Raw genomic sequence first — 24,706 nt, 5'->3', positions numbered from 1 at the left:
AGGCCTCGTCGGGGCCATGATCCTATGTTTTTGGTGACATCTCCGATCTACGAGCGAAATATGACTAGACAATCAGACGGCAAGACGATTGGATGAATCGCTGAGGGGGAATGACGAACTATCATGACTATTTGGTGTGCACGCTTACAGCTTTTTAGGTCGTTCAGTTACAAAGGGCGCGCCCCTAAATGAGCGAGGCTACTGCTTCCATAAACTTTCCCAAAATAAGCAGTTTGGTCGTATGCGACTACCATTTGTATCCCGGCGAGGTCGACGGCGAGGGGCTGAAGATTTCCTTCGATGACGGTCCTTGGCTGATACTCGGAGTAAACGGCCTCGGTAAGAGCACTTTGCTTCTGCTGATGCGGATGATGATTTCTGGCAACGTCCGACTGCGTCCGGCAGGCTTTGCCGGCCAACGAAACGATCTACAGGTAGCAAACAAACGGATGTTTGCGGTTAGGGTCGCAGATGCAGCCGCTGACGCGGTGGCCACGATCACTTGCAAGGTGGGTGAAGACCAGTTCACTGTAACCCGTGACCTTGCAGACCTGTCCCTCATCGAAGCAAGTCGCCTAAAGAATGGCAACGCAGAAGCTTTTACGGATGAAGGGAGCTACCAGTTCGCTTTGGCAGAATCTGTTGGGGTTGGATCTTTCGATGACGTTGTGAGGGTCCTCGAATATCTCACCTTTGTCCTTGAGAGTCAGACCTCTCTCATTTGGAACGTTGAAGCTCAATATGAGGTTTTTCGCGGCCTTTTGGTTCCCAAGTTAGCACCACAGCTTCGCGAGTTAGAGCAAGAGATTATCTCGGCTGACAGTTCTGCGCGAAATCTAGGCGCGGTCCTGCACAAGATGAGAAAGAGCCAGGAGAAGAAGCTCAAGAATCTGAAGAATGCGAACAACACAAGAGCCAAACTCAGAGCCGAGCGCGCTAGCCTTGAAAATGTAGAGGCACGATTAAGCGAAATTTCGGAGGAGTTGGAGCAGCTTAAGGATGAAAGAGATAACATCCGCCTACAGCTGAAGAGGTCCGAAGCAGATCTTCTGAACCAGACTGCGAAATATGAGAAACTAAAGTTTGAATCTATCCGTCAGGCGTTTGCAGGTCTCGATCTTAGCCTTCAGTACATCTATTTGAAGCTCTTTTCCGATGGGTTCTGTTTGGCTTGCGGACACGAGGCAAAGGCGCAGGCGGATAAGATTGAAAAGCGCGTGAAGGCAGGGAAATGCCCAGTCTGCGCGAACGTCAAATCGTTGCCCGACAATGGCCTAGACCTCGGTGAAGAGTGGCGTTCGCAAGTGAGCGATGCCCATAAGGGGATTGAGAAGGCAGAAGGTGCCCTAGACGTCCACCGAAGCAACTTCGCCAATCTAAGCGGTCAGGTCCATAAATTAGAGGCTGAGACCGAAAAATATAAGGACGCGCAGGAGAAATCACTCACTAAGATACGGCGGTTAGTCCGCCAACTGCCAGCGGACGACAAAGAGCGAATGCGAGAGGAAGAAAATCGTATTGACGCGCTTATTCGACAAGTTGAGGAATTCAAGAGCGAAAGAGCCGAGGCTGAGAGCCGAATTGCCATTCTCCTCGACGAAGTTTCCGCAGCGGTCGAGACAATCCGCGTCCAAATCGAAAAGGTCTTTGACGAAACTGCAGCCCCGTTTTTCGCTGAGAAGGTCAGACTAGTCTATTCACCTCGAAACGTGAAGATAGGCCAGACCGGTCGAAAGCTATCCTTTCCTGCGTTCGAAACTGAACTCACCTCCGGAGCCACTTTAGGCCAGTATATCCGCCGAACTGAGGATCAGGTATCGTACTCCCAGCGCCTCTATTTGGACATCATTTTTCGCATGGCTTTGCTCACCGTGATCGGTGGTGATGGTGCAACTCTTGTCGTTGATGGGCCAGAGGGGAGCGTAGATGCAATTTTTGCGGAAAGGGCGGGAGCGCTTTTCGCGAGCTTCGCCGCGCTAGATGAGAACAACATCATACTAGCCTGCAACATCGTCGAGGGCGGCCTTATCCCCAAATTGCTTTCGAACTACAAAAAAGGAGAGAAGTGGCAGCGGATCGTCAACCTGATTGATCAAGCAAAACCAACTGCGGCACTAGATTCCTTAAAGCCTGAATATATGGAGAAGCTGCACGAGATCATTTCAGATGCATGACGTTCATGATCTCGACGTCCCGATATTGGCGAGGATCGTTCAGGCAATGTACGCTCTGGAGCGTGCTGGCTTGACACCTGTCGCCTCTGAAGATTTGCAAGCCTTTATATATTTGGCGAACGTCCTTTCTCCCCAATGGGGAGTAGCTCCAATCGAAGGCTCTGTTTTGAAGGAAGTTCGTGGCCCGCAATCGTTGGTTGTGGCAGAGGCGGTGGATTTTTGCGTTGGTCAGGGGATCATTCAAATTGGCTCTTTGCTGGCAGACTCCTCCGACCCCACGATTCTGGCCGCTACTTATTATCTAAATCCTCAAGGAGCGGATCAGATTTTGCAGCCGCTTCGAGTGTTTCCCGACGAAGAGAAGGTGTTTCACTTTCTGCAGGAATTAGCCTTCGCTTTCGCGCTAATTGAAAACGATAAGAGAGACGAAGCTGCGGAAGAGGATGCATCTTGGACTGACCCTGCGGTTTCGATTAACCGAGTTGTGGACTTCGCAGAATTTGTATCTCCCCTGGAAAATCCCACCGCCAACACTCTTTACGCCTTCCAACAATTTGCACCGGAAGGAGTTACATATACACCCTCTGAAACGATGGCGCTTTACCTGAGGTTGTTGGATAGGCGCGCCTATGGATAGGGGCACAGGCGGCGTAAGTATAGGTGAGATTCAGAGCGTCGTTGACGAGGTTTTGATTCCACCAACCTTTGCGGGAGAGCTCATAGCGAACTTTCTATACGCCGCGTCGAAGCTCGCCAACGCGCGACGTGAGCAAGGAGAAAAAGCCGGAGTCACTGTCTTCATTCTCAGTGATTCCTTGCCTGCGATGAAAACTGACTGGCCCGCTAACTCACTTCTCCGCAATGGGCATGATCCAATTTCGGGCCACCTCATTCTTACGAACAGTCGGATTGGCCAAACATTTTGCCGAGAAATCGAAGCAGGGGAACAGAAGGATCTTGAGGCACTTGTTTCGAGATTTGGTTTTGAGAGTTTGCCTACGCTGGTGATTGATTGGCGAGGTGAGGAGCCAATAACGCTCCTTTATCGGGAAGGTTATGCAAACCCCGATCTGCTCAATGAGGTTTTCTTTTTCGAAACAGAGATAGAAGATACGAAATTAAAGGAAGTACTGGACGGCTTTTACGAAACCGCACTTAGAACACCGCAACTCGCCGCAGAAGGCAACAAGTCCAGAGTGTGGTCCGAGGCGTCAAAAGGTGTACCTGTGGAGAATACTGAGAAAGTTATACAAGGTGAATTGGTCCGCCACCTTAATGGCCACTTTGGAGCGAATTTTCAGGTAAGGCCAGAAGTCCCCAATACTGAGGGCAGGGCGGACGTATACATTCTTGAGAAACGCGTAAGGCCGATAGGGGGCAATTATTTGCAGCCCCATTGGCAACTTGAATTGAAGGCGCTGCGCGAAAAAACTTCGGGAAATAAAAAAGTGCCTGCTTCTAAAGTAGCAGAAGCTGTCGAAGAGGGGCTGAGCCAAGCGATTAGATTTCGCGAAGCGCTTCACGCCAACAAATCGGCTCTTTGTTGCTATGACATGCGTGGATCAGATTTTGGGGATGAGGCTACCTTTGAAGATATCTTTGAGGAGGCGAATGATAATGAGATCAGGCTGTGGCGGTGGTTTCTTTACCGAAGCGCTAGAGCCTCTCGAAAGCGTAACAGCGATGGATGATCACCGTTTTTCCATGACGATCAACGACTCGATTAACTCTGCTCGACCGCCCTGTTGAGGTGATGCCCTCATGGAGCGAAAAGGTTCGCTTGCAACAAGGTTATAGCCCAAGGGCGAGGCAATCTCGATTAGGATCTCGGCGACCGGAATCTGTATACCTTGATAGCGGCTATCTCCCACCACCGCGTACATCCGCCCTCCTCGCACAAGCGAAGATGAGAGCTTGCTCATCACGCGTTGCATGTCAGCGAAATATGCGATCACCATATCGGGGATGCGCTTATTCCAGAGTTCTTCTCGGACGCCGTCCAGCTGCGCCGCGACCACTTTGAGTTTCTCTGAAGGCAATTCACTCGCGTAGAACGACCTTGCGATTTGAACATGGCTTCGCAGGGTCTTGTGGCGAAGTACCTTATTCGCCTCAGCGCTGGTAAAATAGCCACCTGCCCAAAGCTCTACGTTGTATACGTCTGTGTAGTCGAAGCTGTTTGGGTAGGGCGGCGAAAATACGGCCATGTCGTACTCGCCATTAGCAGGAATAAGTTTTCGGGAATCTCCTCGAAGCAATCGATAATCGACACACTTGCGACGCTCGAACCTTTTAATGTCATAAGCGGCTTGGCAAAAAGCGTCATCGAAAGCCGCCATCACATCTGAAGTTGATATCGTGCGATCCTGCCAGCCTCGGCGATACCGGCGGCCCTTCCCGCTCACGACCACATTGCTAAGATCGACAGCTATCGATGAAAGGAGGACACGCATCAGTCTCCTATTTCTTACGTCTCTTATCTCGGCGACAGCCGCAAACAGGCCCGCAAGCCTAGACGCGACTTTGTGCGAGAAGATGTAGCGGTCCTTGTGTCCCGGCTCCACAAAGGTCTTTGGCGCCTCCGGAAACTGGTTTGCCGTTAGATCCGAGAAGTTCTGCAACACCCGCTGGTAATCTGCCAGCAGGCGCTCGGTGTCGTAGCTAACCAGCTTCGACTCAATGAGATCCGCAAGATAAGGATTTACCTCAATGGTTGTTGGATGAACGCCTAGGAATTGCGAAGCGAGAGCGGTCGTGCCGGAACCCCCAAACGGATCAATGGCTGAAGTGACTTCGTGACCTAAAGAGGATGACGTTTCCTCATATGCTTGCGCAATAAGCTCGGGCGCAAAGGCTTCCTTGAAGTTGCGCCAAGTCTGAAATGCAACGGGATCGGCACCACTATTGGTCGAAAGAAATTCTGGCCGGCGATCAGCCAACCATTCCTTCATCGATACGGGACGGGGCGAGGCCTTCAACGAATCAAGGTGTAGAAACCGTGGACTCAAGGGAGTGACTGCGGCTGGCATAGAGAACCCCAAAAAGCAGTGTGCAAACACCACATGGTGCACACCATAAATGTAAATATTCCACTTTTGGTACGCTTTTCAGGCCAACATTCAAAGCGGAACGTCTTGCCAGACGACTGCACCAAGGTCTTGCTGACCCGAGGCCACCTGAGCAACGGCAAAAGCTCAAATCCAAACAATCAGCGAGCCGATTTCGCTCGAGGAAACCTAAATTCTCTGACGCGATTGTCCAATTCCCCGCGATGATGAATTTTCTTCCCATGGGCGCCTAGTCCGTTTTTGGAGAAGGCTGTCTAAAAGCAGAAAGTCCGCAGTCGGCCCAGAAGCAGTCACAGCCTCAAAACTGTCGATCGGCCTCAAAGAAGTGCCGTTCTCGGCGCGACCATCGCCCGAGCATTCCTAAGGCGCTCGTTCATCTCGTCGCGCAGGGCGTCGGGCGCTTCAATCACGATGTCGCCGACCCAAGTGAACAGGTGCTCGGCCATTTCGCGCAGCCCGCTGGCAGAGAATGTTATCACGAGGCTCCCATCGTCTCGTTCCTCGCATTGCTGCTTGGGGTGGAAACGCCACGCTCGTGCTTTGTCGGCGGCATGGGGGAGGACGCGGAGGATCACGTCATGCATGTCACCGCGCCAGATGCCGAAACCCCGCGCGAGCCACTCATCTAAATCGAATTCGGCGGGCACCGTTGCCATCCGGTCGCTGACCTTAACCTCCGACATGCGATCGACGCGAAAAAGGAGCGGTTCGAGGTCGTCCATCATTCCGACGAGATAGGTGGTGGGGCCATGCAGAAGGCCGCATGGGCTGACGCGCCGCCAGGCAGGCTGTCCTTCGGGCTTGGTGTAGGTGAATTCGATGCAGGCACCTGCCATCATCGCGGTGGCAATCTGTGTCTGAGCCTCGATCGTGGCGGGCAGCGCCGGACCCGGGCCGACAAAGGAACGCTGATAGCTGAGCAGCGCTTCAAGGTCGGGGGCCAAGCGGATGCGTTCGTCCTCGCGGAGGAGACCGTTCAGCTTGCCGAGCAATTGGGCGAGGACCGTTGCCTGACCGCTACCCTTTCGCCTTAGCGCCGCAACTTCCGCTTCCAAGGCGGCGATCTCGATGGCGCTCGGGCGCAGATAGACTTGCGGAATGTCGGGGATGCGGAAGCGCTTGCGACCTTCGCCATCGCGCGTTTCGATGAGTTCGAACTCCCCGGCAATGAGATCACGGGTCCGTTCGGCCGAGCGTCGGGTCTGGCCCAGTTTCTCGGCCATCTCGTCGAGCGTCAGACCTTCGCTCGAAGCTCCAAGTTCGCGGATGAGGTCGAGGGCGCGCCGTAATGGCATCTTTCGCGGCGATGTCATGTCGGCCCCCCCAACCCCGATTAACTTGCTCGATACTGTCGCACGCTTATCATAGTGACAAGCGAAAGATGCGACCGTTTCTGTCGCATCGAGGGGGTAGTTGCACGTCATGCGTATCTTTGACGACCACATCATTCATTCGGCGAGCGATCTGAACGCCTATCTCGGCTGCCCGCGATCCATCGCGCTCACGATGGCGAAGAGGCTTGACCCAGCCGTCTTGCCCGATCCGGTTTCGGACGACGAGGAAATGGAGTTGCTTGCGCAGGCCGGCCTTGATCATGAGGCTGCCTACCTCAAGCAATGCCGCTCGAACGGCAACGTCTCGGAAATCCCCGAAAGGGGCTCGCTCGACGACCGGATCGCTGCGACTATCGACGCGATGCGGGAGGGCATCGATGTCATCTTCCAGGCGACTCTTCGTCACGATAATTGGATCGGCCACATCGATTTTCTCGAGCGGGTCGACACCCCTTCGGATTTCGGAAGCTGGAGCTACGAGCCTGTCGACACCAAACTCGCCCGCGAGCCGCGCGCAAAACATCTCATCCAGCTCTCGCTCTACGCGCAAATGGTCGAAGACGCGCAAGGTTGCGCGCCGAAGCGGCTCCATGTCGTCCTCGGCGACAATAGTCGGCGTTCCTTCGCGGCGGCGGACTTCCACCACAGCGTAAAAGCAGCGCAGCAGCGCTATCTCGCTTTCGTTGACAGCCTCGATCGGTCACCATCGCTTGAAGCCGGAGAGCCCTGCTCGGCGTGCGGCCTGTGCGGATGGCGTGATTATTGCGCGCAAGGATGGGAGGAGGCGGACCACCTGTCGCGTGTCGCGGGCATGAGCCGGCCGCAGATCAAGAAGCTGCGTGATGCCGGGATCGACACCCTGACGGCGCTGGCCGAGGCCGATCCCTCGCGCCGCATTCCCAAGCTGGCGGATGCAATGTTTGCAAAGCTGCTGCGGCAGGCACAGTTGCAGCTCGAAGAAGCTCGAAACGGTACGGCGATTGTCGAGGCACTACCCGAAGCCGAGGACCGCGGCTTCCTGCGCTTCCCCAAGCCGGATCCGGCGGACCTTTTCTTCGACCTTGAGGGCGATCCGCATCACCCCGGCGGCCTTGAGTATCTTTGGGGCATCCACCTGCGCGACGAGCAGGGGAGGGCGAAATTCATTCATCACTGGGCGCACGACCGCGAGGCAGAGCGCGCTGCCTTCGAGAAGGTCGTCGATTTCTTCGTGGCGCATCTTCGCGATCATCCCGCAGCGCACGTCTATCACTACGCGCACTACGAGATCACAGCACTTCGGCGTCTCGCAACGGCGTTCGCCTCGCGCGAACAGGAGGTCGACGATCTTCTGCGCGCGGAAAAGTTCGTCGATCTCTACGCCATCGCGCGGCATGCTATCCGGACCTCGAAGCGCGACATGAGCCTCAAGTCGCTCGAGAAGTTCTTTGCGCCGGCACGCGAAGAAGACGTCGCCACCGCGGGCGCTTCCATCGTCTATTATCACCGATGGAAGGAGGCGCAGGGCACGGCCGCAGGCGACGCCATCCTCGAGAACATTCTCGACTACAACCGCGTCGATTGCGTCAACACCGAGGGGCTGCGCGACTGGTTGCTCAACCAGCGACGTGACGATCTCGACTGGTGGGTCAAGGAAGGGCGCGGCGAAGTCGATCTCGCCAAGGTCGAGGAGCGAAACGAACTGGAATTGCGCAAGGAGCGTCTCCGCGAGCGCCTGCGCACATCCGAGCGACTGGCGGGCGGCGTCGGGGAGACCCTCGCGCATCTGGTCGACTTCCACCATCGCGCGAAGAAGCCGGCGCTGTGGGCGGTCTTTGATCGGTGCGACGCAAGCGAAAACGAATGGCTCGACGATCTTGAATGCATCGGAGGATTGCAGCCCTTTGGTGGCGACTGGATCCGCACCGAAAAGCGCTCATATGTGGCGCGCTATTCGGTGTCTCCCAAACAGGACACGAAACTGCGTCCCGGCGATGGTGTCCTGCACGCGCCTTCGATGGAGACGTTGGGGACCATCTTCGATCTCGATATAGAAAATGGCTGGGTCGAGGTGAAGCGCGGCGTTGCCGCCGGCGATTTCCCCGAAGATGGTGCGATAATCGCGGGCTGGCCGATCCCCGACAAGGTACTCGCGATGGGCGTGCTGCGGAATGCCGAGGCGCTTGCGGCTGGTGGCGGCTCTGCGGCGCTGATGGATTTGCTTCGACGGAATAAGCCGCGCTTTGAGGTCGCTACAGAGGGAGCCCTCGTTCGCGACGAGGAAAGCCTTGTCGATGCGACAACGCGCAACGCGCGCAATCTCGATGATAGCCTTCTGCTCATTCAGGGCCCGCCGGGAACGGGGAAGACCTTTACCAGCGCCCATGTCATCGTCTCGCTGATCGAGGACGGCAAGCGGATCGGCATCACTTCGAACAGCCACAAGGCGATCGACAACCTGCTTCAGAAAGTCGAGGACGTCGCCGCCGAACGCGGGGTGTTCTTCGACGGTATCAAGAAGGCGAGCGCGCAGAACGAAGAGTCGCGCTTCGATGGCGAGAACATCGGCTGGACCGACCAGAACAAGGACATCGAAGAGGGGAGTTACGCCCTCATCGGCGGCACGGCGTTCCTGTTCGCGCGGGAAGAAATGGAGGGGAAGCTCGACTACCTCTTCATCGACGAGGCGGGGCAGGTCTCGCTCGGCAACATGGTCGCGATGGCGGGATCGACGCGAAATCTCGTGTTGGTCGGCGATCAGATGCAGCTACCCCAGCCTGTCCAGGGCGCGCATCCCGGCGAAAGTGGGCTTTCCGCTCTCGATTATTATCTCGAGGGCGCAGCGACCGTCGCGTCCGATCGCGGCATCCTGCTGGACACGAGCTGGAGAATGCATCCCGACCTTTGCCGCTTTATTTCCGATGCGGTTTACGAGGGCCGACTGAAAGCGCATCCCGATTGCGCGAACCGGCGGCTGCATGTCGAGGACTGGCAGGACGATGCGCTCAAGCCGCATGGCCTCAGCATCTCGGCGATGGATCACGAGGGGTGCAGCCAGGTCAGCGCCGAGGAAGCCGAGCGCATCGCCGGGCTGATCGACGAGCTGATCGGCACGCACTTCACGGGCCGCGACGGCACGGTGGGCGAGATCGGGTTGCAGGATATTCTCGTCGTCGCGCCCTTTAACGCGCAGGTGAACCATCTGAAGGCGCGCCTTCCTCATGGCACACGCGTCGGAACGGTCGACAAGTTCCAGGGTCAGGAGGCCGAGGTCGTAATCGTCTCGATGACGACATCGAGCCCCGACGATCTGCCGCGCCACACCGATTTCTTCTATTCGAAGAACCGGTTGAATGTTGCGGTGAGCCGGGGACGGATCCTGTCGATATTCGTGATGAATCCGCGCCTCGTCGATCTCAACGCCGACAGCGTGGAAGAACTGCAATTACTGAATACGCTCGCATGGGCGGTCGGAGAGGGGACCCGATGAGGGAAGAAGAATTTCGAGTTTGGATGAAGAATGTTCGGCGTTTGCAGGACAGCACGATATCCACACAGTTGAGCAAACTGCGCAAAATTGATCGCCATTTTGGCGATTTGGATGAGCTAATCACCGACAGCCGTATCGATGAGGTGGCACAAAGGTTAGCCGATCCAGCATCGCTTCCTGCCGAATTGGGTAACGAAGGCGAGCGTAACCATCTGAGGCAGTCGCTTCGATATTACAGGGCATTCGTCAACGATACATCGAACTCGCAGTTATCAGATGAACAGCTATTGGCCCGCTTCGATAGCTGCGATTATTTTCACGCCCGGCGCAAAAAGTGGGACGAAGACACAACGAAGAACTTTTGTCGGATGGCGAGGGCAGCGCATTCCGTAGGTCTTGACTGGTACCGAACGAACATCCCCCAAATACGACTGGGGCGCTTTTCAGAAAATGGGGTGATCGCTCGCGGAACAGTGGGGGCTCTTCACGCTTCCAAACCGACGATTGAATTTAACCATCAGGCAGATAGCCTCGGTTTAGACGGCCTTTTTCGTGCCACTAGGGAAGATGCTGAAGCCTTTGAGGCTATGTTGGAAGCAAGGCGGGACGCAATCGAAGCTTGGCTGCCGAACAATCCAACTCGTGAAGGATTATGGCCTGCCGCCGCCGGTAAGGACGACGCTTTAATTCGATTGAAGCGGCGCTTTCTTAAGAAGTTTCCTGACTTTGAAGGCTCCGGCGGCTTTCCCGGTTCGCAACAATTCGCCAAGGAAGAGGACGCTTACAAGCGCAAGCTGATCGACGCCGCGGCCGAGGCGGTGAAGACCCTGTCGAATGACAGGCGCGCGCTTGGCGGGCGCCTGCTCGATTTGATCGCAGGCGACGGCGGGCTGGAAAGCAATCTGCTCGGCTGGCGAATGGCAAATGGTCTGAGGGATCGTCGTCGCGATCATCCGGGGCTGCTCGAAGAAGCGGCTGCCGATATCGCGCTGAGCGAGGACCCTCAGGCGGCGGTGATCGAGTTCGTCGAGCGAACCTGGGAGCCCGCATTCGCCAGCGCGAAAAGCAATCCGTACAGCGACAGCCGGACCATCCCGACGCTGGTTGCCGCGCTCACGCATCCTGCGCGGGCGATCGGTCTTCGCACCGACCGGTTCACCAATCTTTTTCTCGCGCTCGAAGACGAGCGGCTGTTTGGTTGGTCGCCGCTCACTGCAGATGAACTTGCCCGCGCGACCGCAAAAGCCGAAGAGCTCTTCGTCATCATGCGAGACGAGTGGGGCTGGCAGCCGCGCGATCTGTGGGACGTCCAGGGTTTCATTTGGGTGGCATGCAGCACGCGGCTCGGCGAGCCGGGCGTTCTCGACGACACGCCGCTGTGGATCGTGACGGCGCGTTCGGGCGAAGAAGACGGGACGACGCGCTTCGTCCAGCGCGAAGAATGGAGCCTGCTGAACGATAGCGGCAGCGCTTATAACGACCGCATGCGGGCGATGCAGGTCGGCGACCACATCGCGATGCGTCACTATTTTCACCAGTCCGACGATCTCCCGTTTGACGCCAATGGCGGTCGCGTGAGTGGGATGCGGTTCACGGCGTTGGGGACCATCACGGAGGTTAGCGAAGATGGTGTTCGGGTCGGGGTGGATTGGGAGGAGTGGGCGGAGGCCCGCACGTGGTACCTCTACACCAACAACGGCACGGTTTGGCGGCTGTCCGACCCCGGCGAGAACGAGACTGCCGATCGCCTGCGCCGTTTCCTTCTGGAAGGTGAGGAGCAGGACATCGAATGGTTCCTCGCCCAACCCTATTGGCGCGACCGCCTGTTCCCGAGCACGCACGAGAAAGACATCACGATGAAGCCGACAAACCTCATTCTCTACGGCCCGCCGGGCACCGGGAAAACCTATCGGACCGCGGCGGAGGCTGTCCGCCTTTGCGACGGGGACGTGCCTTCGGGAGACACGCAGGAAGAGCGGCGCTCCGCGCTGATGACGCGATATCGCGAACTCATCGACAGCCGCCAGATCGACTTTGTGACCTTTCACCAGTCGTTCGGATACGAGGATTTCATTGAAGGGTTGCGACCCGACATCGCCGAGGGCGACGATGGGGCATCGCAGGGCTTTCGCCTCAAGGCCGAGAGTGGAGTCTTCCATCGCATTGCAGAACGCGCCGCGCGGCGGGTCAAGCGGAGCGGGGATCGCCTCACGCTTGATGGCCGACAGGTCTTCAAAATGTCGCTCGGGCAATCCAACGATCCGCACAGCGAGTGGGTGTTCGAAGAAGCGCTAGAGCAGTCCGTGCTCCTATTGGGCTTTGGAAATGCCGACTGGAGCGACCCTCGGTTCGACGATCAAGAGGCTATTCTCGAAGTCGCGCGAGCCGGTGCGCCCGATGAAGATATCTCCGTCCGGCACGGGGTGGTGAAGTCGCCGGACCGTTTCCGTAACCAGCTTTCGATTGGAGATGTGGTGGTCGTAACGAAGGGCCTTAATGCCTTCCGTGCCATCGGTCTTGTCGAAGGACCCTACGAATATGCACCGCGCAGCTCAGGGAAATATTCGCATCGGCGTGCGGTCCGATGGCTATGGAGCGATGCGGAAGGGCTGCCGGTGGGCGAGCTCATGCCCGACAAGCGCTTTAGCCTCGACACCATCTATCCGCTTCCCAAATCGCAGCTCAATGAAGCGGCGCTCGAGCGATTGATGAACAGCGGCGAGAACGATGGCGAGGAGGGCGACCTGCTTCCGCACGTTCTCATCATCGACGAGATCAACCGCGCGAACATCTCGAAGGTGTTCGGCGAGCTCATTACCCTGATCGAACCAGACAAACGCGCTGGCATGGCCAATGCTCTGAGCGTGACGCTGCCCTATTCGAAACGCTCGTTCAGCGTTCCTGCCAACCTCCATCTCATCGGTACCATGAACACCGCCGACCGCTCGATCGCACTGCTCGACACGGCGCTCCGGCGACGTTTCCAGTTCGAGGAAGTCGCGCCGGACCCGAGCCTGCTTCCCGAGGACGTTGGCGGCATCCCGCTTCGTAAGGTGCTGGAAACGATCAATGCCCGGATCGAATTCCTGCTCGACCGCGAACATTCGATCGGTCACGCTTTCTTCATGGGCGATGGGAGCCGCGACAAAGCGGCGATCGACGATGTCATACGGCGCAAGGTCATTCCGCTCTTGCAGGAGTATTTCTTCGAGGACTTCGGCCGCATCCACGCAGTGTTGGGCGATGGCTTTATCGAAGAAGCTGCTCTCAAAGCGCCACCCGGAATGAATGACGTCGGGGACCGGAAACGCTGGAGCGTCCGTAACAGCTTCGACGTCGATGCTTACCGCAAGCTCGCGGGCTTGTCGGACGCTGCGTCGCAAGCCCAGCTCGAAGGATGACGCACCTCAGCGTTCGCGAGTGGGGGAATAGGCCGGTCGGCGAAGGCGGCTTCACGCGTTCGCAGGCTGACGCCCTGCTCGCCGCGGCGAGGGCGCATCCCTGCGCGCACGAAGAAGGGACGAATGTCCTCGTCGATCTCCACACGAAACTGAGTGCGCGTCAGATGGTGGGGGTCATCGCTGCGGAGGGGTGCAGCCTCGAGATCCTTCCGAAGGTCGACCCCGATCTTGCGGACGAGGACGCTGCCAACGTCCGTTCCCGGCTGTTGCGGATGCTGCAGGTGGCGCTGGGTCTCGATCTTTCGATCGGGGCTACAGCCGATCTTGCGCGCCAGGGAGAGACGCTGCTCGACATCATCATCCGCGTGTTCGCCGACCAGCTTCTCGGCGAAGTACGGCGCGGGCTCCCGCGGCGTTACCAAGGCCATCACGACGACCTCGTAGCGCTCCGGGGCCGGCTCGATGTGGCTCGGCAATTCACGCATCATGCCGTCCGGCCCGATCGACTGGCGTGCTGCTTCGACGAACTCGACGCCAACACTCCGCTCATGCAGATCATGGCCGCCGCAGTGACCTCGCTCGCCCACCACGCAAGAAGTTTCGAGACGCAGCGGCGACTTTCCGAACTTCGTCACGCCTTCGCCGACATCGAGTTGAAGCCGCTGTCGATGTTGCCGTGGGACGAGGTGCAGATCGACCGCACGAACCGTCGCTGGAAAGGTCTCCTCGATCTCGCCGAACTGCTGCTTCGCCGCGACTGGCAGGCGACCCACCACGCGCCAGGCAAGGCAGGCATCACCCTGCTGTTTCCGATGAACGATCTGTTCGAGGCCTATGTCGGCGCGCTGCTCCGGCAAGCGTGGGCGGGGACGGACATCAGCGTGACCGAACAGGGCGGGCGCGCTTTCTGCTTAGGCGATCACACAGGCGAGCATCTCGAGAGAGGCAACCTCTTCCAGACGAAGCCCGACTTCATTCTCTACCGTGGGAGCGAGATCGTCGCGATCATCGATACCAAGTGGAAAAAGCTCGGCGAGCCGACCGACCGCAAGCGCGGGATCCAGCAGGGCGATGTCTACCAGCTGATGGCCTATGCACGGCTCTACCGGACGAAAGAACTGATGTTGCTGTATCCTGCCGACCCGGGTTCAGGGTCGCGGATGCAGAGGGGTTTCGGCATCGTCGGTGGGGCGGACCGGCTTTCGATCGGAACGCTGGATATTGCCGCTAGTGAAGATGCGATCGTCTCCGCGCTTCATTCGCTGACACGGCCCTTGGTGACAACAGACCATGCAGCCCGCGATTGGGCGGACTGCGAGGCTAGTTAGTGCGATAACGATTTCTCTTTGCAGGCACCCGACGGTTTCAATTGATCCGACCGAATATGTCGTATGACCATTGTATTCCGTTTGAATGCAGACCGAGAATTTCCAATCAACAGTAGCCGACCGCATTCCCGGAGAGGCCGCGCCGAACGAAGTTGACCTCGAGTTCGAGGCGTTTCGAAACGCGTGGGTGACGGCCGTTCGACACCTTTCAGAAACGCGCCTGCGGAAGTCGGCCGAAGAACTGCTGCGGGTTTATGCTTCTCACCTTTCCGACCCGGATGCACCCCACTTCGATCTGGATGCCATTGCGCCCAATGATCGGCCAGCAATTGCTAAACGATTTGCTCGCCCGGCGCCGCGACGACCATTGCGTAAAAGCCCACTGAAATTGGGAATTACGGCGCTGTGCCAAATGGTCGGCGCAGATGAGGCCTCCACACGTATCGCGCTTGTCCTAGCGCGTTCAGCCATCGATCAACGCTGGGAGGAGCTGCTCGAAGCACTCGGAAAATCCGGGCGTCAGAGTTCCGCAGATTTTGCAGCGATCTCACCTTTGGTCGGGCTGTCTGCGACCGAGTTCGAACGCTGCGTGGCGTCATCATCGAAGTTGGTGCAAGCTGGCTTGATCGGTAAGTATGGCGATGGAGAAATCCGCACGTCGGATCTTCTGATCCGCGTCGCCCGATCCGGGATCTCGCGGAAAACTGATCTTAAACGCCTGCTCTTGCCTGAGGTCGATCCGACAAATTTGGATTTTTCCGATTTCGATCACCTCGGCGATGTTGCCTCGCTCGTGCGGCGCATCGTCGCCAGCGGCGCTCCCGCATCGCTGCTTTTTTACGGACCGCCCGGCACGGGAAAGACCGAGTTCGCGAAACTGATTGCGAAAGACGTGGGTCGACGTCCGATCCTTGTGGGCGAGACCGACGCCAATGGAGAGGAGCCGGACCGTAGGGATCGATTGCAGGAGCTCAGAACGCTGCAAGCGATCACCGGAGGATCGAACGATCATCTGCTGATCTTCGATGAGGCCGATGACGTCCTGATCTTGGGCGGCGGGTTTCCTGCGAAACGATCCAAGATGTGGCTCAATAACCTTGTCGATCGCCCGCAGGTGCCACTCATATGGATCATGAACGAGACCCGTGCCATCGAGGAGTCGATCATTCGTCGCATGGCCCTGGCTATTCGATTCGACAAGCCTTCGCGCTCGAAGCGAGAGCGGATTGCCCTTCAGGTCAGCCGCTCAGAGGGCATCCCACTGCATAAAGACGAGGCTGCGCAACTTGCGCAACTCGACGTCACGCCGGCGATCGTCGCTGGCGCCATGAAGACGGCCTCGCGCATTGGCGGTAATGCAAAAGACGCCATCCTCGCCGGTGAGGAGATGATGTTGGCGACGACCGGCCGCCGCCCGCGATATCGTGAACAGTTGTTCGATTTTGACCCTGACCTCTCCAACGCGGACATCGACCTCCGTTCGCTCTGCGACCGGCTGGTGCACTCATCGACGCGGGGGTGGAGCATGCTGCTTTCCGGACCTTCGGGCACCGGCAAGAGCGCCTACGCCCGCTTCCTCGCGCGACGATTGGGGCTCGACCTCATCGAAAAGCGCGGGTCAGATCTCCTCGACTGCTATGTCGGTGGTACCGAGCAGGCCATCGCCGATGCGTTCGCGGAGGCGAGGCGATCGAGAAGTTTGCTGCTCATCGACGAGGCCGACGATTTCCTCGCCGATCGAAGGGCTGCGCATCGTAGCTGGGAACGCTCGCAGACCAACGAGCTGCTCCGGCAGATGGAGGATCTTGAGCACCCGTTCGTCGCCACCACCAATCTTGCGACCATGCTCGACCCGGCCAGCCAGCGGCGCTTCGCGCTGCGTGTCTCGTTTGACAGCCTCAATGTCGATCAGAGCGCTACGCTGTTCAGGCGCATGACTGGCGAACCCCTTCCCACTACCGGCCATTTTGCGGCGTCGCTGACGCCGGGAGATTTCGATGTGGTCCGAAGGCGAGCAGCGCTTCTTGGCGAACGCGACCCTGACGTCATCGCAGGATGGCTAGCCAAAGAAGCGGCACAGCGGCTTTCCAATTGATCTAGTGTCCGGCGCGCACGCTTTACGGCATGATTCCACTCGATCACGAATGACAAGAATAAAGGGGATAGAAAGTGAAAGAATTTTCAAAGGACGTCATCGAAAAGGCTTATGAGGATCAAGGCCATAAGCTTGGCTGGTCGTTCATGGGGACGCCCGAGGAAGCACTTCGGTCGGCAAAGGTCGCCATTGTCGGGCTGAACCCCGGTGGCGGCGGCGATCCCTCTCAATATGGCCGACACTGGGACAGCGAGAAGAATACCTATTTCTCGGAAAGGTGGGGCGCGAGAGATACGTACAACCCGCTCCAGAAGCAGATTCATCGCTGGCATGAGCTCCTCGGTTTGGCCGAGGACGACGTGCTCTGCGCGCAATTCGTGCCATTCCGTTCGCCGACATGGGATAAGCTCGAAAATCGCGAAGCGGCGATCGAGACGGCGCGCAAGCTTTGGACTTGGGTGCTGGGCATTTCCCCGGCGCAGCTCTTCATCACGATGGGGAAGATGCCCGCGCAGTATCTTGCAGAGCTCATGGAAGCGAAATGGGTCGCTCGAATGTCGACGGGCTGGGGCAATGCCAGCATCGATGTCTACGACAGTCCGGACGGCAAGCGCATCCTCGCCATGCCCCATCCCAGTCGATACGGCATCTTCGGCCGCGATAATGGCCAGAGCGAAGACGTCGAAAAACTATTTAAGGAAGCAGCGTCGTTCGCGTCGATGAAGCGCTAGATCGTTTGCGTCGTCATCGAAAAGCGGGTTATCTTCCACGCCGAAGTTGGGGGGCAGTATTCGAATGAGTAGTGAAGAGTTCTTTCAATCGCCGATCCTCAACTCACCCTATGCGCTGCCGGACCGGCATTGGCATCTCGGCGAGGGTGGTCAGCCGACTGGAATTATCGAGCCCGGCCGACGAAAAAGCGACCTCACGACGCCTATTCCCAAGGCGAGGACCCGCCGAGGCAGGAATGCTTCGGCGGAACAGGGCGATTTTCTTCTCGGTGAGGGCGGTCAGGAATATAATCCGACCGAAGTCATCAACGGAATTCGGTCGGCTGTCGCCAGTTGGAGGACATTGTCGGAAAGCCAGTGGCATGTAACGCCCACTACCGCCCGGCTGCTTCGGCATTGGCGGTCCGGCGAAATGCCTCTTCCCCCTTTCTTCTGCCAGATCGAGGCGGTCGAAACGGTTATCTGGCTAACCGAGGTTGCCCCTAAGACTTCTGCGCAGGGCCGTAGGTTCTGGACGCACCTAGAAGCCGCTAATGCCGCTTCCAATCCGGCCCTCATGCGGATGGCGCTCAAGCTGGCGACCGGGGCGGGGAAAACGACGGTGATGGCGATGTTGATCGCATGGCACACATTGAACGCGGTACGCCATCCGAACGCCAAGAAGTTCAGCAAGGGCTTCCTCATCGTCGCGCCGGGGATCACCATCAAGGATCGGCTGCGGGTGCTGCAACCGAATGACCCCGAAAGCTATTACGCGCACCGCCAACTCGTGCCCGAGGACATGCTCCGCGACCTGGGGCAGGCGAAGATCGTCATCACGAACTATCACTCGTTCAAGAAGAAGGACGAGGTCAGCCTCAACAAGGTCCAGCAGGCGGCGCTGAATACGGTCACGAAGCCCGAGAGCGACGGTGCGATGCTGCGGCGTGTGGCAGGACCGCTGCTGGGTATGAAAAACGTCGTCGTGCTGAACGACGAGGCACACCACTGCTACCGCGAGCGCCCGCTGACGGCGGAGGAGGAGAAGACCCTCAAGGGCGACGAGAAGGCCGAAGCGAAGGAGAACAACGAGGCGGCGCGGCTGTGGATCAGCGGTCTCGAGGCGGTCAAACGCACGCTCGGGATCAACATGGTCTACGATCTGTCGGCCACGCCATTTTTCCTGAAAGGCTCGGGCTACCGCGAGGGATCGCTGTTCGGCTGGGTCATGAGCGACTTCAGCCTGATGGACGCCATCGAGTGCGGCATCGTGAAGCTGCCGCGCGTGCCGATCGTCGACAACGTCGAGCATGGCGACATGCCGATGTTTCGCGACCTGTGGGAGCATATTGGCAAGAAGCTCCCGAAGAAGGGGCGCGGCAAGTCGGGCTTCGATGATCCTCAGAAGCTGCCCAACGAGCTGCTGTCTGCGATCGACGCGCTCTACGGCCATTACGTGAAGACCTTCGATGCTTGGAAAGCCGCCGGCCTCAACGTCGAACCCGTCTTTATCGTCGTCTGCAACAACACGGCGACTAGTAAGCTCGTCCACGATTACATCGCGGGCTACGAGGTCGAGGACAAAAACGGGAACCGGACGCTCCAGCGAGGGAAGTGCGAGCTTTTCCGAAACTACGCACCGGACGATACGGAGCTTCCGTTGATGCGCACGCTTCTGATCGACAGTCAGCAGATCGACAGCGGCGAGGCGATCAGTGCGGAGTTCAAGAACGCCGCACAGAGTGAGATTGAACGATTTAAGGAGGAGTTCGTCCAGCGCACCGGCGACCGAGCCGCGGCCGAGAAGATCGATGACACGGCGATCCTGCGCGAGGTGATGAATACCGTCGGGCGCCCGGGGCAACTGGGTGCCAACATTCGCTGCGTGGTTTCCGTTTCGATGCTCACCGAGGGGTGGGACGCGAATACGGTCACCCACGTCCTTGGTGTCCGCGCGTTCGGGACACAGCTCCTCTGCGAGCAGGTCATCGGGCGAGCGCTGCGCCGCGTGTCGTACCAAGCCGATGCGGAGGGCAAGTTCGCGGTCGAATATGCCGACATCTTCGGCATCCCGTTCGACTTCACCGCTCAGCCCGTCCAGGCGAACATCACCCCGCCGCCGCCGATGGTGCGCGTCGAGGCGATCAGCCCCGAGCGCGACGACGTCGAGATCCGTTTCCCGCGGGTCGAGGGCTATCGCACCGAACTGCCGCGCGACACGCTGAGCGCAGAATTCAACGATGATTCCACGCTCGAACTGACACCCGAACTGGCGGGCGCGACCAAGACGGTGAACTCGGGGATCATCGGCGAGACGGCGGACTTCAATCTCGACCATCTCTCGATGAAGCGGCAGACCGAAATCGTCTTCAAGCTCGCGAACCGTCTCGTCCAGCGCCACTTCACCGAAGACGGCGAGATCGCGAACCCCTCGCTTGTCATGGAGATGCGCAAGATCGTCCGTCGTTGGATGGCCGACCATCTGGTGCTGAAGGGCGACACGCAGCCTGCGCAATTGCTCTACTACGACATCGCCGACCGGGTGGCGGAACGCATCAAGAAGGCGATCCACCGCGGCGAGGAGGGCGGCAATCGCGTCATCGCCATGCTCGACCCCTACAATCGCGAGGGCTCGACCCGGCATGTCGGCTTCAACACCAGTCAGGACCGCTACCAGACGGGCCCCAAGTGCCACGTCAACTATGCGATCGCGGACAGCGACTGGGAGCTGGAGTTCTGCCGCGTCGCCGATGCACATCCGCGCGTGCTCGCCTGGGTGAAGAACCACAACCTCGGCTTCGAGGTGCCCTATCGCGCCGGCGGCGAGGCGCGCCGCTATCGGCCCGACTTCATCCTGAAGGTCGACGACGGCCAAGGCCCGGACGATCCGCTACATGTGGTCGTCGAGATCAAGGGCTTCCGCAACGAGGATGCGAAGGACAAGGCCGACACGATGCGCACCTATTGGGTGCCGGGGGTGAATACGCTCGGCACGATGGGCCGCTGGGCCTTCGCCGAATTCACCGAGAAATGGACGATGCAGAGCGAATTCGAGCGGGTGATCCAGGACTGGATGGATGGAGTGGGGGCATGAGCATGTGGGAGAATGTGATCATCGCGAATATCGGCTGGTCGGAAGATTATGGCGGCACACCGGTCAAGAGCAGCCATGGCTATGTGCGCGATCACGGCACCGGGGTTGAGGCTTTCAACTTTAAACCACACGAGGGGCGCTACTACGCCTATCTCCGCAGTACAGAATCTCTGGCGAACAAGACGGACCAAAAATGGACGGTCTTTCTCGTGTCGAAGCCGGACGATAGATCGAGGCTACGACTTGTCGGTTGGTATGAAGGTGCGAGTATCGTGCCATATGAGGTGCGGAAGGAATATGACGGCGATCCGTCGTTCCCCACAATTAAAGGAGCCGACCGATACAAATTCAGCTTGGTGAGCGAACACGCCGCTTTGATCCCATTGGATGAGCGAGAGAAATTCCAGCTCCCAGTGGGACATCGAATTGGATCGACCGGCATCTATTACGTTAACGGAGGCAACGCCAAAGATTCCGAAGACAAAAAGCTGTCGCGTCGCAAAATGCTCGATTGGCTGCAGAAACAAGTATCGATTTCTGAAGCCGCCTCGTGGGCTGACGACCCGGACAAACTTGCCACGCCTAATCATTCAAAGCTGAAGATCGATTCCGGCGGAAAGCCGTACGGTTACGACCCACGCGGCGAAAGCGATGCGCATCGCAACCTCAAGGAGTGGGTCAAAAATAACCCCGAATTTGTGACCGGCGAACCGCATTGCATTGAAGCGGAGCCAGAATTTCGATTGGACTCTGCAGACGTCGCCGACGTGCTCTTGGAAACTGCTGACACGCTATGGCTTGTTGAGGTCAAACCGCGGTTTTGCGGGGATCCCGAACATTATCGCGGGATATTTCAATGCGTGAAATATCGGGCGGTTTCTGAAGCAATGCCTAGTTTGAAGGGCAAGCTAATCGAGGTCGCACTAGTGACGGAAGACCCACTGAAGGAGGATCATCGCCGATTGATCGAGGAACTCGAAATCACGCACAAATGCGCGCCGCAGGACCGCAAATAATGCCCAAGCCCAAGAAACCCCTCACCGTCGAAACCCTCACGCACGACGAGGCAACCCGCAAGAACGCGCCGACGGCGGAGCTCGAGACCTTCGTCGATGCCGAGGTCAAGCGGCCGATCGAGGTCGCTTACGAGCGGCGCAATCGCGATCTCGATCCGCAGCTGGTGTGGCGGGGGAAGGATGTGGCGGACTGGTCGGACCTCGTGGTCGAGGCGCCGCCGCTCTATATCCAGGAGAAGATTCATCCCAAGGCGCTGATCGAAGACCTGAAGCGCGCCAGCCAGCGCGACGAAGCAGACGACGAGGCCGGGCTGTTCGGCGATCTCTTCGCCGATTTCAATGGCGTCGATCCGGAGGCGCGGACCGAGTTCTACGCGCATGACCAGCACTGGTCGAACCGCATGATCCTGGGCGATGGACTGAAGGTGATGGCATCGCTGGCGGAGCGCGAGGGGCTCAAGGGCCAGGTGCAGTGCATCTATATCGACCCGCCCTATGGCATCAAGTTCAACTCTAACTTCCAGTGGTCCACCACATCGCGCGATGTGAAGGACGGCAAGGCCGATCACCTGACGCGCGAGCCTGAGCAGGTGAAAGCCTTCCGCGACACTTGGGCGGACGGCATCCACTCCTACCTCACCTATCTGCGCGACCGCCTGACTGTCGCGCGCGACCTGCTGACCGAGAGCGGCAGCGTTTTCGTCCAGATCTCGGATGAGAACGTCCACCGGGTCCGAGCGCTAATGGACGAGGTATTTGGGGACGAGAACTTCGTCAGTTTAATCAGCTTCAACAAGAATTCCGGGTTTGGCGCTAACCTCCTTCCTACTGCTAATGATTACATCGTTTGGTATGCGAAAGAGAAAGACCGCATCAAATATCGCCAGCTAATGTTGAATAAAACGCCGGAACAGGGCGCTACCGGATTGACCAAAGTTCTAGCTTCAGATGGAGTGATCCGAGCAGCCACTCGTGACGAACGTAACGATCCTCAGAATATCACCGACGGCGAACTTGCTGGAGTGGGCGACCTTACAAAACCTGGCCCCGGCTCGCGCTACGACATTAATTTTCGAGGAAAGAAATATCGATCGGAGCCGAGATGGTGGGGCACGACTGAACAGGGTATGGCCCGCTTGATGCTCGCGGGTCGCGTCGTCCAAGCAGGAAAGGGACTCGGTCAGCTTCGTAGACTTCAAGACAATCCTGTTTTTCCCATTGCTAATGTGTGGACGGATACTGTCGGTCAAAACCAATTCGGTGGCGAGAAAGTCTACGTCGTTCAGACTGCTCACCTCGCAATCGAACGCTGCATCCTGATGACAACCGATCCCGGTGACCTAGTGATCGATCCGACCTGCGGCTCGGGCAGCACCGCCTATGTCGCCGAGCAGTGGGGGCGGCGGTGGATCACGATCGACACGAGCCGGGTCGCGCTCGCGCTCGCCCGGGCGCGGATCATGGGCGCACGCTATCCCTGGTATCTGCTCGCCGACAGCCGCGAGGGGCAGGTGAAGGAAGGCGAGATCACCCGCACCCCGCCGCGCGACACGCCGACACAGGGCCGCATCCGCCAGGGCTTCGTCTACAAGCGCGTGCCGCACATCACACTCAAAAGTATCGCCAACAATGCCGAGATCGACACGATCTGGGAGGAGTATCAGGAAAAGCTCGAACCCCTGCGCGCCGAGATCAACGCGATGCGCGGCCGCGACGGCTCCGACCCCGACCGGCCGCGCTTCGAGGAATGGACCATGCCGCGCGAACCCGGCGCGCCGTGGCCTGACGATGCCGCGAAGGCGCTGGAGAAGGCGCGCGGTCCCGGCTCAGATGCCGTTCGCATAAAGTGGCTCGGCAAGCTGAATGAGGATCTGGGCCGCGACTACACTCTCGACACGCTGCCCGAACATCCGGTCGATCCCTGGAACGACCCGGAGTGCGAGAAGCTTCACGCCGAATGGTGGAAGCTGCGCATCGAACGTCAGCAGGAAATCGATGCCAGCATCGCCGCCAAGGCGGACACCGAATATCTCTACGACCAGCCTTACGAGGACAAGAGCCGCGTCCGCGTGGCCGGCCCGTTCACGGTCGAAAGCCTCAGCCCCCACCGCGTCCCCGCCGTGGACGTGGACGACAGCCTTTTCGACGAGATCGAGGCGGCCGAGGGCAGGGCCAAGAAAGGCGAAAGCGGCGAACGCGCCGACTTTGCCGAGATGGTGCTCGACAATCTCAAGCGCTCGGGCGTGCAGCAGCGCGCCAAGGCCGACAAGCTCGTCTTCGAGACGATGAAGCTGTGGCCGGGCGAATTCGTGGTCGCCGAGGGCACGGTCGTGCAGCGATCGCTCGACGAGGCGGAGAGCGACGGCGAGGAGGAAGTTGGGAAATTTCCCAATTCGGGCGACCGGCCGACGCGCCGTGCCGCCATCTTCGTCGGACCCGAATATGGGACCGTGTCGCGCCCCGCGCTGGTGGCCGCGGCGAAGGAAGCCTGCGACGCCGGGTTCGACATTCTCATCGCTGCCGCGTTCAACTTCGACGCGCATGCGGGCGAGCTCACCAAGATGGGTCCGCTCACCGTGCTGCAGGCGCGCATCAACCCCGACCTCCACATGCCCGACCTCGCCAACACCGGTGCAGGCAACCTATTCACCGTGTTCGGCGAGCCCGACATCGCCGTGCACGACGAGGGCGAGGGCATGGTCAGCATCGAGGTGATGGGCGTCGATATGTACAAGGGCGGCCAAATCGAGAGCGGCGACGCGGACGACATCGCGGTGTGGTTCATCGACACGGACTACAATTACGAGAGCTTCTTCGTGCGCCACGCCTACTTCCCGGGCGCGAACGATCCGTACAAGGCGCTGAAGACCACGCTGAAGGCCGAGATCGACCAGGAAGCGTGGGAAAGCCTCAACCGGACGCGGTCACGGCCGTTCGAGCGGCCGAGCGACGGGCGGGTCGCGGTGAAGGTGGTCAACCATCTCGGCGACGAGGTGATGAAGGTGCTGGAGGTTTAG

13 protein-coding genes are annotated in these 24,706 nt (G+C 58.6%); 11 read left to right on the top strand and 2 right to left on the bottom strand.

The features are described 5' to 3' along the window. Positions 1 to 188 precede the first annotated feature (188 nt). Genes WJT74_RS05975 through WJT74_RS05965 form a run of 3 tightly spaced genes read left to right on the top strand, consistent with a single transcriptional unit; the run spans position 189 to position 3,865 of the window. On the top strand, positions 189 to 2,174 hold the full coding sequence (locus WJT74_RS05975) for an AAA family ATPase (RefSeq protein ID WP_343348013.1): 1,986 nt from the start codon (positions 189 to 191) through the stop codon (positions 2,172 to 2,174). Continuing rightward, a complete protein-coding gene (locus tag WJT74_RS05970; protein ID WP_343348011.1) occupies positions 2,167 to 2,811 on the top strand; it encodes a hypothetical protein in 645 nt (214 codons plus the stop codon). The genes WJT74_RS05975 and WJT74_RS05970 overlap by 8 nt, the downstream gene beginning before the upstream one ends. Beyond that, positions 2,804 to 3,865: a hypothetical protein gene (locus tag WJT74_RS05965; protein WP_343348008.1), complete on the top strand. Its 1,062-nt coding sequence runs from the start codon at positions 2,804 to 2,806 to the stop codon at positions 3,863 to 3,865. The genes WJT74_RS05970 and WJT74_RS05965 overlap by 8 nt, the downstream gene beginning before the upstream one ends. Here the strand turns inward: WJT74_RS05965 and WJT74_RS05960 are convergent, their stop codons facing one another. After that, a complete protein-coding gene (locus tag WJT74_RS05960; RefSeq protein ID WP_343348006.1) occupies positions 3,866 to 5,113 on the bottom strand; it encodes a hypothetical protein in 1,248 nt (415 codons plus the stop codon). A gap of 446 nt (positions 5,114 to 5,559) precedes the next feature. Beyond that, positions 5,560 to 6,555 (bottom strand): helix-turn-helix transcriptional regulator, encoded by a 996-nt coding sequence (locus tag WJT74_RS05955; protein WP_343348003.1) that lies wholly within the window; start codon positions 6,553 to 6,555, stop codon positions 5,560 to 5,562. A 109-nt stretch (positions 6,556 to 6,664) separates the two neighbouring features. On the opposite strand from WJT74_RS05955, the gene WJT74_RS05950 reads away from it, so the two are divergent. From WJT74_RS05950 to WJT74_RS05915, 8 genes are all read left to right on the top strand, one after another. Beyond that, positions 6,665 to 10,045, top strand: coding sequence for a TM0106 family RecB-like putative nuclease (locus WJT74_RS05950; protein WP_343348000.1), 3,381 nt, complete (start codon positions 6,665 to 6,667; stop codon positions 10,043 to 10,045). Further along, positions 10,042 to 13,446 carry an AAA family ATPase gene (locus tag WJT74_RS05945; protein WP_343347998.1) on the top strand — a complete coding sequence of 1,135 codons (3,405 nt, stop codon included), beginning with the start codon at positions 10,042 to 10,044 and terminating at the stop codon, positions 13,444 to 13,446. Before WJT74_RS05950 ends, WJT74_RS05945 begins: the two co-directional genes overlap by 4 nt. Further along, positions 13,443 to 14,774 carry an McrC family protein gene (locus WJT74_RS05940; protein ID WP_343347996.1) on the top strand — a complete coding sequence of 444 codons (1,332 nt, stop codon included), beginning with the start codon at positions 13,443 to 13,445 and terminating at the stop codon, positions 14,772 to 14,774. Before WJT74_RS05945 ends, WJT74_RS05940 begins: the two co-directional genes overlap by 4 nt. A gap of 85 nt (positions 14,775 to 14,859) precedes the next feature. Continuing rightward, positions 14,860 to 16,869, top strand: a complete 2,010-nt coding sequence (locus WJT74_RS05935) for an ATP-binding protein (protein WP_343347993.1) — start codon at positions 14,860 to 14,862, stop codon at positions 16,867 to 16,869. Positions 16,870 to 16,943: 74 nt separating this feature from the next. Further along, positions 16,944 to 17,600: a uracil-DNA glycosylase family protein gene (locus tag WJT74_RS05930; RefSeq protein WP_343347990.1), complete on the top strand. Its 657-nt coding sequence runs from the start codon at positions 16,944 to 16,946 to the stop codon at positions 17,598 to 17,600. 64 nt (positions 17,601 to 17,664) lie between these two features. Continuing rightward, entirely contained in the window at positions 17,665 to 20,673 is a 3,009-nt protein-coding gene (locus WJT74_RS05925) for a BPTD_3080 family restriction endonuclease (RefSeq protein WP_432215235.1), read from the top strand. After that, complete coding sequence (locus tag WJT74_RS05920; protein ID WP_343347988.1) at positions 20,670 to 21,689, top strand: hypothetical protein; 1,020 nt, start codon at positions 20,670 to 20,672, stop codon at positions 21,687 to 21,689. Before WJT74_RS05925 ends, WJT74_RS05920 begins: the two co-directional genes overlap by 4 nt. Then, positions 21,689 to 24,706: a site-specific DNA-methyltransferase gene (locus WJT74_RS05915; RefSeq protein WP_343347985.1), complete on the top strand. Its 3,018-nt coding sequence runs from the start codon at positions 21,689 to 21,691 to the stop codon at positions 24,704 to 24,706. Before WJT74_RS05920 ends, WJT74_RS05915 begins: the two co-directional genes overlap by 1 nt.

The organism is Sphingomicrobium sp. XHP0239 (assembly GCF_039555325.1).
Taxonomy (GTDB): domain Bacteria; phylum Pseudomonadota; class Alphaproteobacteria; order Sphingomonadales; family Sphingomonadaceae; genus Sphingomicrobium; species Sphingomicrobium maritimum.
The sequence above is the reverse complement of the archived record's forward strand: the minus strand, read 5'-3'. Positions and strand labels throughout refer to the sequence as shown.

Excerpts from the sequence above, each read along its gene's own strand:
- WJT74_RS05935 (WP_343347993.1), top strand. The coding sequence starts at position 14,860 with ATGCAGACCGAGAATTTCCAATCAACAGTAGCCGACCGCATTCCCGGA.
- WJT74_RS05945 (WP_343347998.1), top strand. The coding sequence starts at position 10,042 with ATGAGGGAAGAAGAATTTCGAGTTTGGATGAAGAATGTTCGGCGTTTG.
- WJT74_RS05920 (WP_343347988.1), top strand. The coding sequence starts at position 20,670 with ATGAGCATGTGGGAGAATGTGATCATCGCGAATATCGGCTGGTCGGAA.
- WJT74_RS05950 (WP_343348000.1), top strand. The coding sequence starts at position 6,665 with ATGCGTATCTTTGACGACCACATCATTCATTCGGCGAGCGATCTGAAC.
- WJT74_RS05940 (WP_343347996.1), top strand. The coding sequence starts at position 13,443 with ATGACGCACCTCAGCGTTCGCGAGTGGGGGAATAGGCCGGTCGGCGAA.
- WJT74_RS05915 (WP_343347985.1), top strand. The coding sequence starts at position 21,689 with ATGCCCAAGCCCAAGAAACCCCTCACCGTCGAAACCCTCACGCACGAC.
- WJT74_RS05970 (WP_343348011.1), top strand. The coding sequence starts at position 2,167 with ATGCATGACGTTCATGATCTCGACGTCCCGATATTGGCGAGGATCGTT.
- WJT74_RS05965 (WP_343348008.1), top strand. The coding sequence starts at position 2,804 with ATGGATAGGGGCACAGGCGGCGTAAGTATAGGTGAGATTCAGAGCGTC.
- WJT74_RS05975 (WP_343348013.1), top strand. The coding sequence starts at position 189 with ATGAGCGAGGCTACTGCTTCCATAAACTTTCCCAAAATAAGCAGTTTG.
- WJT74_RS05955 (WP_343348003.1), bottom strand. The coding sequence starts at position 6,555 with ATGACATCGCCGCGAAAGATGCCATTACGGCGCGCCCTCGACCTCATC.
- WJT74_RS05925 (WP_432215235.1), top strand. The coding sequence starts at position 17,665 with ATGAGTAGTGAAGAGTTCTTTCAATCGCCGATCCTCAACTCACCCTAT.